The 8,880-nt window shown below is 73.2% G+C and carries 7 protein-coding genes; 5 read left to right on the forward strand and 2 right to left on the reverse strand.

The window, feature by feature from the left end:
• Window positions 1-322: 322 nt before the first annotated feature.
• A complete protein-coding gene (gene rpsD / locus GTR00_RS08440; RefSeq protein WP_166611183.1) occupies window positions 323-931 on the forward strand; it encodes a 30S ribosomal protein S4 in 609 nt (202 codons plus the stop codon).
• A gap of 109 nt (window positions 932-1,040) precedes the next feature.
• On the opposite strand, the gene GTR00_RS08445 is transcribed toward rpsD, so the two are convergent.
• Window positions 1,041-2,657 carry a Na+/H+ antiporter gene (locus GTR00_RS08445; protein ID WP_166611184.1) on the reverse strand — a complete coding sequence of 539 codons (1,617 nt, stop codon included), beginning with the start codon at window positions 2,655-2,657 and terminating at the stop codon, window positions 1,041-1,043.
• Window positions 2,658-2,726: 69 nt separating this feature from the next.
• A complete protein-coding gene (locus GTR00_RS08450; RefSeq protein ID WP_166611185.1) occupies window positions 2,727-4,169 on the reverse strand; it encodes a class II fumarate hydratase in 1,443 nt (480 codons plus the stop codon).
• Between the two features lie 214 nt (window positions 4,170-4,383).
• Between GTR00_RS08450 and GTR00_RS08455 the strand changes: the two genes are divergently transcribed.
• Genes GTR00_RS08455 through GTR00_RS08470 form a run of 4 tightly spaced genes read left to right on the forward strand, consistent with a single transcriptional unit; the run spans window position 4,384 to window position 8,759 of the window.
• Window positions 4,384-5,685, forward strand: coding sequence for an extracellular solute-binding protein (locus GTR00_RS08455; protein ID WP_323132335.1), 1,302 nt, complete (start codon window positions 4,384-4,386; stop codon window positions 5,683-5,685).
• Complete coding sequence (locus GTR00_RS08460) at window positions 5,682-6,641, forward strand: carbohydrate ABC transporter permease (protein WP_166611187.1); 960 nt, start codon at window positions 5,682-5,684, stop codon at window positions 6,639-6,641. Before GTR00_RS08455 ends, GTR00_RS08460 begins: the two co-directional genes overlap by 4 nt.
• Before the next feature lie 10 nt (window positions 6,642-6,651).
• A complete protein-coding gene (locus GTR00_RS08465) occupies window positions 6,652-7,485 on the forward strand; it encodes a carbohydrate ABC transporter permease (RefSeq protein ID WP_166611188.1) in 834 nt (277 codons plus the stop codon).
• A gap of 20 nt (window positions 7,486-7,505) precedes the next feature.
• A complete protein-coding gene (locus GTR00_RS08470) occupies window positions 7,506-8,759 on the forward strand; it encodes an ABC transporter ATP-binding protein (protein ID WP_166611189.1) in 1,254 nt (417 codons plus the stop codon).
• Window positions 8,760-8,880 lie beyond the last annotated feature (121 nt).

Below are 8,880 nucleotides of genomic sequence, written 5' to 3' on the forward strand. Positions count from 1 at the left end.
GGCGTGGACGGCGGCCCGGGCCGCGCGGTGGGGGCAGCCGCCGGCCGCGGCGGGCAGGTGCAGCGTGCCGGGCACGGTGCCCCGGGCCAGCGTGCGGGCCCACTGCGCGGGCGTGGTGCGCTGCGGCTCGCCGGTCCGTGTCGGGGGCACCTGCCCGCAGGCACTAGAGTTGGGGGCGGTGCGCTCCGAATGCTCGCCCGGTGCCGTGGTCCACCTGGTCACGTGTGCCTCCTCGGAGCGCGATCGTCCTGACCTCCCGGCGTCCGCCGTGTCGAGCTCTTCTCGACTGAGGTCAGGCTCACCTTACGATCAGGAGGAAGCAGTGAACAACGCGCGTCCCAAGGTGCGCATCAGCCGTGCCCTGGGGGTGGCCCTCACCCCGAAGGCCGCCCGCTACATGGACCGCCGCCCGTACCCGCCGGGCATGCACGGCCGCAAGCAGAAGAAGGCGTCGGACTACGCCACCCAGCTGCGCGAGAAGCAGCGCCTGCGCTACCAGTACGACGTCAGCGAGACCCAGCTGCGCCGCGCGTACGACCTGGCCAAGCGCAAGCCGGGCAAGACGGGCCAGAACCTGGTCCAGCTCCTGGAGACCCGCCTCGACGCCGTCGTGTGGCGCGCCGGCTTCGCCCGCACCATCTACCAGGCCCGCCAGATGGTCGTGCACCGCCACATCAACGTCGACGGCCGTCGCGTGGACCGCCCCTCGTACCGGCTGCAGCCCGGCCAGGTCATCGAGGTCGCGGCCCGCAGCAAGGCCAAGACCCCGTTCATCGTGGCCGCCGAGGGCGGCTGGAGCGAGAACGAGATCCCCGGCTGGCTCGACGTCGCCCGCCAGGACCTGACCGCCCGCGTGCAGGCCCTGCCCGTGCGCGAGCAGATCCCGGTGACCTGCGACGAGCAGCTCGTCGTCGAGTACTACTCGCGCTGAGGCCCGAGCACCGCTCGCGCTGACCCGCACGCCAGAGGGCGCCGACCCCGCCGGGGTCGGCGCCCTCTGGCGTGCCCGGGGCGTGCCCGGGCCGCCGCCCGGCCCGGCGCTACAGGCGCGGGGAGCTGCGGTGCGACAGGGACGCCTCGTCCAGGTCCAGCTGCTCCAGGGACTCGCGCACCGCCTCCTCGGCGATCCGGCCCTCCTCCTGGGCGCTCACCAGGGCCTCGCGCTGGGCGCGGATCATCCGCCGGCGCAGCGCCACGCCGCTCTCGCCCGCCCGGCGGCCCTCCGCGGCGCCCTCCGTCTCGGCGCCCTCCGCCGCCCGCAGCGCCGCCAGCTGCTCGGCGCGCTCGAGCACCAGCTCCGCCACGTGCCGCTCGACCGGGTCCCCGGCCTCGTCGCGGGCGCGCGTCAGCTCCGCCCGGGCGGTGCGCGAGGCCAGCTCGCGCGCGCGGCGGCGCTGCTCCTCCAGCCACTCGCGCTCCTCGGGTGCCTCCAGGCGCAGCCGCCGGATCAGCCGCGGCAGCGTGGAGCCCTGCAGCAGCAGGGTGCCCACCGCCACCGCGAAGGCCAGCACCTGCAGGTCGGCGCGGTGCGGGAACGGCTCGCCGGAGGCGGTGCGCTCGGGGATGCCGGCCGCGGCCGCCAGCGTCACCACCCCGCGCATCCCCGTCCAGGCGATCACCAGGTCCTCGCGGGGGCTGTAGTGCCGCCCGCCGGGGGAGAAGCGCCCGCGCAGCACCCGGCGCATGAGCACCCCGCCGCCCACGACCCACGCCACGCGCACGGCGACGACCCCCGCCAGGACGACCGCGGCCGCCCCGGCCAGCGCGGCCGCGCCGGAGCCCTCGCCCAGCGCGTCGCGCAGCAGGAAGCTGAACTGCAGGCCCAGGTAGGCGAAGACGAACGCCTCCAGCAGCACGTCCAGCAGGTTCCACACGTCCCGCTCGGCGATGCGGGTGGCGTACACGGTGCGCACCGAGCGGCGCGAGAGCGCGAAGCCGGCGGCCACCACCGCCAGCACCCCGGAGGTCTGCAGCGCCTCGGCCACCGCGTAGGCGGTGAACGGGGTCAGCACGGCCAGCGCGGTCATGTTCGCCGGGTTCCACAGCCGGGTGCGCACGGCGTGCACCACCCGGCCCAGCACCGCGCCCACGAGGACCCCGCCGACCGCCTCGAAGAGGAAGAAGAGCACCGGGTCCCCGATGACGGTCTCGGTGCCGGCCACCGCGGCGGTGGCGGTGGAGAACAGCGTCAGCGCCGCCGCGTCGTTGACCAGGCTCTCGCCCTTGAGGGTGGTCAGCACGCGGGTGGGCAGCCCCAGGCGCCCGCCGATGGCCACGGCCGTCACCGCGTCCGGCGGGGAGACGACGGCGGCCAGCACCAGCGCGGTGCCCAGCCCCAGCCAGGGCACCGCCCAGGCGGCCAGCGCGCCCACGGCCGCGGTGGTCACCACCACCAGCAGCACGCCCAGGTTGGTGATGGAGCGCCAGCGGCGCAGGAAGCCGCGCCAGGAGAAGTCGGTGGTGGTGGAGAACAGCAGCGGCGGCAGCACCACGGAGAGGATCACGTCCGGGGGCAGCTCCAGGCGGGGCAGGCCCGGCACGAAGGAGACGGCCGCCCCGGTCACGGCGAGCACGAGCGGTGCCTGCCAGCCGCGGCGGAAGGAGACGATCGTCAGGGCGAGGGCGCCCAGCAGGACGAGCAGGAGCTGGGGGAGCACCCGCCCAGTCTTCCCGCGCGCGCCCGCCCCGGCGCGCCGACGGCGCCGGGGCGGGCCGGGGGACCGGGCTCAGGCGCCCTTCGGGGCGGTCATCGACATCACGTCCAGCGCCTCGTCCAGCTGCGCCTCGCTGACCTCGCCGCGCTCGACGAAGCCCAGCGCCACGACGGCCTCGCGCACGGTGGTGCCCTCGGCCACGGCGTGCTTGGCGACCTTCGCGGCCGCCTCGTAGCCGATGACCCGGTTCAGCGGGGTGACGATCGAGGGGGAGGACTCCGCGTAGCGGCGGCACTGCTCGACGTCGGCCTCCAGGCCGTCGACCGTGCGGTCGGCCAGCAGGCGCGCGGCGTTGCCCAGCAGCCGGGTGGACTCCAGCACGTTGCGGGCCATGACGGGGATCTGCACGTTCAGCTCGAAGGAGCCGCTGGCCCCGGCCCACGCCACGGCGGCGTCGTTGCCGACGACCTGCGCGCACACCATGAGCGCGGCCTCCGGCACCACCGGGTTGACCTTGCCCGGCATGATCGAGCTGCCCGGCTGCAGGTCCGGCAGGCGCAGCTCGCCCAGGCCGGTGCGCGGGCCCGAGCCCATCCAGCGCAGGTCGTTGCAGATCTTGGTCACGCTCACCGCGACGGTGCGCAGCGCCCCCGACAGCTCCACGAGCGCGTCGCGCGCGCCCTGGGCCTCGAAGTGGTCCTCCGCCTCGGTCAGCGGCAGGCCCGTGTCGGCGGCCAGCAGCTCGATGACGCGCTGGGGGAAGCCGGGCGGGGTGTTGATGCCGGTGCCCACGGCGGTGCCGCCCAGGGGGACCTCCGCGACGCGGCCGACGGTGGCCTGCACGCGCTGGACCCCGCGGCGCACCTGCGCGGCGTAGCCGGAGAACTCCTGGCCCAGCGTGACGGGGGTGGCGTCCATGAGGTGGGTGCGCCCGGACTTCACCACGCCGGCGAACTCCTGCGCCTTGCGGCGCAGCGAGGCCTCCAGGTGCTCCAGCGCCGGGACCAGCTCGTCCACCACGGCGGAGGTGGCCGCCACGTGCACGGAGGTGGGGAAGACGTCGTTGGAGGACTGCGAGGCGTTGACGTGGTCGTTGGGGTGCACCGGGCGGCCCAGGCGCTCGGTGGCCAGGGTCGCGATGACCTCGTTGGCGTTCATGTTGGAGCTGGTGCCCGAGCCGGTCTGGAAGACGTCGACGGGGAACTCGCCGTCCCAGCGGCCGGTGGCCACCTCCTCGGCGGCCTCGGCCACGGCGCGCGCCAGCTCCTCCTCCAGCACGCCCAGCTCGGCGTTGGCCAGGGCGGCGGCCTTCTTGATGCGCGCCAGCGCCTCGATGTGGGAGCGCTCCAGGCCGGTGCCCGACAGCGGGAAGTTCTCCACGGCGCGCTGCGTCTGCGCGCGGTACTTCGCGGCGGCCGGGACCCTCACCTCCCCCATCGTGTCGCGCTCGACGCGGTACTCGGGCTGCCCGCTCGCGCGGGTGCCCGGGGCGGGGGTGAGGTCGTCAGTGGCCATGGGGCCATCCTGCCAAGCCCGCCCGCGCCCGCCGCCGGGACCCGCTGCCCGGGCCCGCCGCGGGCTCCGCCCGGGCCCCGCGGAGATCACGGTCCGCTCACGGAGCCGGTACGGCGGGGTGCAGGGCTGGCGGCGGCCCCCCGGGGAGGTGTAGGCAAGGCGTCCTGAGCGCGCGAGACGGCGGACGAGGACGACGACGTCGGAGGTGGAGCCCGTGAGCACGCGGTGGCGCGGACGGCTGGGGGCGGGTGGTGCCGCGCTGGTGCTGGCCGGTTCCCTGCTCTCCTGCGGGGACGGATCGGCGGCGGCGGGGACGCCGACCCTGAACTGGTACGTCAACCCCGACAACGGCGGACAGCAGAGGATCGCGGAGCAGTGCAGCGCGGACTCCGGCGGCGCCTACCGGATCGAGGTGTCGATCCTGCCCAGCGACGCCGCCCAGCAGCGCGAGCAGCTCATGCGGCGCCTGGCCGGCAACGACACCTCCATCGACATGATGAGCCTGGACCCCGTCTTCGTCCCGGAGACCTCCGAGGCCGGCTTCCTCGAGCCCATCCCCGAGGACCTGCAGCAGGAGCTGTCCGCGGGCGTCGTGCAGGGCGCCGTGCAGGGCGCCAGCTGGAAGGGCGAGCTGGTCGCGGCCCCGTTCTGGGCCAACACGCAGCTGCTGTGGTACCGCCGCTCGGTCGCCGAGGCGGCCGGGCTGGACACCACCCGGCCGGTGACCTGGGAGCAGCTCATCGAGGCCGCGCAGTCGCAGGACACCGCCATCGGCGTGCAGGGCCAGCGCGCGGAGTCCATGACGGTGTGGGTCAACGCCATGATCGCCTCGGCGGGCGGGGAGGTCATCGAGAACCCCGACGCCAAGGGGCCCGACATCCGCCTGGGCATCGACTCCGACGCGGGCCGGGCCGCCGCGGACGTCATGCGCGCCCTGGCCGAGGCCGGGGTCACCGGGCCGGGCGTGGACAACCGCGACGAGGCGGCCACGGCGAACCTGTTCCAGCAGGGCGGCGCCGCGTTCATGGTGAACTGGCCGTTCGTCTACGCCCAGGGCAAGTCCGCCGCCGAGGGCGGCACGATGGACCGGGCGGTCTTCGACGACTACGGCTGGACGACGTACCCGGCGATGGACGCCGGCACGCCGGCCGCCCCGCCGCTGGGCGGCATCGACATCGGGGTCAGCGCCTTCTCCGAGAACCCGGACCTGGCCTTCGACGCCGTGCGGTGCATCGTCTCGCAGGAGAACCAGGCGGCGTACATGGTCTCCGACGGCAACCCCGCCGCGCTGGAGTCCGTCTACGACGACCCGGAGGTGCAGGAGGCGTACCCGATGTACGACGCCATCCGCACCTCGCTGCAGGCGGCGGCCCCGCGCCCGCAGACCGCCTACTACAACGAGGTCAGCCAGGGCATCGCCGACCAGTGGCAGCCGGTGACCTCGGTGGGCGAGCAGACGCCGCAGGAGTCGCAGGAGTACATCGAGCAGGTGCTGCGAGGGGAGAAGCTGCTGTGAGCGCCACCGCCACGCCGCTCGGCGCGGACGTCGCCGCGGACCCCAGGAGCACCCGGCGCTCCCGGGGCAGCGACAAGTCCAGGGCCGAGGCCAAGCTGGGCTGGTACCTGGCCGGGCCGGCCTTCGTCATCCTCGTGCTCGTCACGGGGTACCCGATCGTGCAGGCCCTGTACGACTCGCTGTTCAGCTACCGCCTCACCGCGCCGGCGGACCGGGAGTTCATCGGCCTGCGCAACTACGGCGTCATCCTCACCGACACGCTGTGGTGGGAGGCGCTGGCCAACACCGCCCTCATCACCGTGGTGACCGTGGCCGTCGAGCTCGTCCTCGGGTTCGCCCTGGCGATGGTCATGCACAAGGTGCTCGGCTGGCTGCGCCCCATCGTCCGCACCGCGATCCTGGTGCCGTACGCGGTCATCACGGTCGTGTCCGCCTACGCCTGGCAGTACGCGTTCGCGCTGACCACCGGCTTCATGAACGCCGTGGTGCCCGGCGTCGGGGAGGACTTCGACTGGTTCGCCAACAAGTGGACCGCGCTGCTGGTCATCTGCCTGTCCGAGATCTGGAAGACGACGCCCTTCATCTCGCTGCTGCTGCTGGCCGGGCTGGCGCAGGTCCCCTCGGACACCATCGAGGCGGCCAAGGTCGACGGGGCCACGGCCTGGGAGCGGCTGTGGCGCGTGACGCTGCCGAACATGAAGGCCTCCATCATGGTGGCCCTGCTGTTCCGCGCGCTGGACGCCTTCCGCATCTTCGACAACGTCTACATCATGACGCAGGGCGCAGCGGGCACCCAGACCGTCTCCGCCCTGGCGTACAACCAGACGATCAGCCGCCTGGAGATCGGCCTCGGCTCGGCGGTCTCGGTGCTGCTGTTCGTCTGCGTCCTGGCGATCTGCTTCATCGCGATCAAGGTCTTCAAGGTGGACCTGGCGCGGGCACGGGGGGAGGGCTGACGTGGGTGCCATGTCGACGAAGGAGAAGGCCGGCTGGTACGTGGGGGCGCTGCTCATCGTCCTGTACGCGATCGTCCCGGTGGTCTACATCCTCTCCATGAGCTTCAAGTCCGAGTCGGACCTGTCGAACCGGCAGTTCTTCCCGACCACCTGGACCGGGGAGAACTACAGCGGCATCTTCGCCGGCAGCGGCTCGGAGCTGTTCCTGCCGGCGCTGCGCAACTCCATCATCACGTGCCTGGTCGCCACGCTGATCGCCGTGGTGCTGGCGATGTTCGCGGCCTACGCGATCGCCCGCCTGAACTTCCCCGGCAAGCGCCTGGTGCTCACCAGCGCCCTGGCCGTCGCGGTCTTCCCGGTCATCACGATGGTGACGCCGCTGTTCAACCTCTGGCGGCGCATCGGCCTGTACGACACGATCCCGGGCCTGATCATCCCCTACCTGGCCCTGACCCTGCCGATCTCCATCTGGACGATGTCGGCGTTCTTCCGCGGCATCCCCTGGGACATGGAGCAGGCCGCCCAGGTCGACGGCGCCACCAGCTGGCAGGCGTTCCGCAAGGTCATCGTGCCGCTGGCCGCTCCCGGGGTGTTCACCACGGCGATCATCGCCTTCTTCATCGCCTGGAACGACTTCGTCTTCGGCATCTCGCTGACCTCGACCTCGCGCGCCCAGCCCGTGCCGGCGGCGCTGAGCTCCTTCACGGGCTCCAGCTACTTCGTCCAGCCGACGGGCGCCATCTCGGCGGCCGCCGTCATCGTCACCATCCCCGTCGTCCTCCTCGCGCTGGTGTTCCAGCGGCGGATCGTCGCGGGTCTCACCAACGGCGCCGTCAAGGGCTGAGCCCGGAACAGGATCTGATCGTGGCACGCATCGAACTGAAGAACATCGTCAAGCGGTACGGCGACGGCTTCCCGGCGGTCAACGACGTGAGCCTGGACATCGCCGACGGCGAGTTCGTCATCCTCGTCGGCCCGTCCGGCTGCGGGAAGTCCACCCTGCTGCGCATGGTCGTCGGCCTGGAGGACATCTCCGAGGGCGACCTGCTCATCGACGGCAAGAAGGTCAACGACCTCGCCCCGCGCGACCGCGACCTGGCGATGGTGTTCCAGAACTACGCCCTCTACCCGCACCTGACGGTGGGGGAGAACATCGCCTTCCCGCTGCGGCTGAACCACTCGAAGGTCCCCGAGAACGAGGTGCGCGAGCGCGTGCAGCGCGCCGCGGACATGCTCGAGCTCAACGACCACCTGGACCGCAAGCCGGCGAACCTGTCCGGCGGGCAGCGCCAGCGCGTGGCCATGGGCCGCGCCATCGTGCGCGACGCCAAGGCGTTCCTCTTCGACGAGCCGCTGAGCAACCTCGACGCCAAGCTGCGCGGGCAGATGCGCACCGAGATCGCCCGCATGCAGCGCTCCCTGGGCACCACCACCCTGTACGTCACGCACGACCAGACCGAGGCCATGACCCTGGGCGACCGCGTGGCGGTGCTGCGCAAGGGCGTGCTGCAGCAGGTCGCCAGCCCGCGCGAGCTGTACGAGCAGCCCGTCAACCTCTTCGTCGCCGGGTTCATCGGCTCGCCCCCGATGAACTTCCTGCCCGCGCGGGTGCGCGGGGACCGGCTGGAGCTGCCGTTCTGCGACGTGCCCAAGCCCGCGGCCGTGGGCGCCGAGCACGACGGCCGGCTGCTCATCGTCGGGGTGCGCCCGGAGCACTTCGACGACGCCGACGTCACCGACGCCCCCGACGGGGCGGTGACGTTCCAGGCGCAGGTGGACGTCACCGAGTGGCTGGGCAACGAGCTGTACGCCTACGTGCCCTTCGAGGCCGCCGACGAGACGCGCGCGCAGCTCGCCGAGCTGGACCGGGAGCTGGACGGGGAGAGCATGCGCAGCCAGCTCGTCGTCAGCCTGGACGCCATGAGCGGCGTGCGCGACGGCGACACCGCCCGGCTGTGGTTCCAGCCGCGGCGCATGCACGTCTTCGACCCCGGCACCGGGCAGAACCTCACCCGCGACGAGGAGAAGGCCCGCCGCATCGCCGAGCAGTCCGAGGCGCTGCGCCGGCGCTCCCTGGAGCGGGCGCAGGCCCAGCAGCACGACCGCGTCCCCGCCTGAACGCCCCCGGGACGACCCGGGGGACGCCCCGATCCTCCACCCTGCGTGAGCGCTCGCCACGCTCGGTGGAGGGTCGGTGGGCGGCGCGCCGAGCGTGGCGAGCGCTCACGCAGGGTGGAGG

Source organism: Kineococcus indalonis (assembly GCF_009906395.1).
GTDB lineage: Bacteria > Actinomycetota > Actinomycetes > Actinomycetales > Kineococcaceae > Kineococcus > Kineococcus indalonis.

Coding starts and splice junctions, on each gene's coding strand:
- GTR00_RS08465 (WP_166611188.1), top strand. CDS start 6,652: ATGTCGACGAAGGAGAAGGCCGGCTGGTACGTGGGGGCGCTGCTCATC.
- GTR00_RS08450 (WP_166611185.1), bottom strand. CDS start 4,169: ATGGCCACTGACGACCTCACCCCCGCCCCGGGCACCCGCGCGAGCGGG.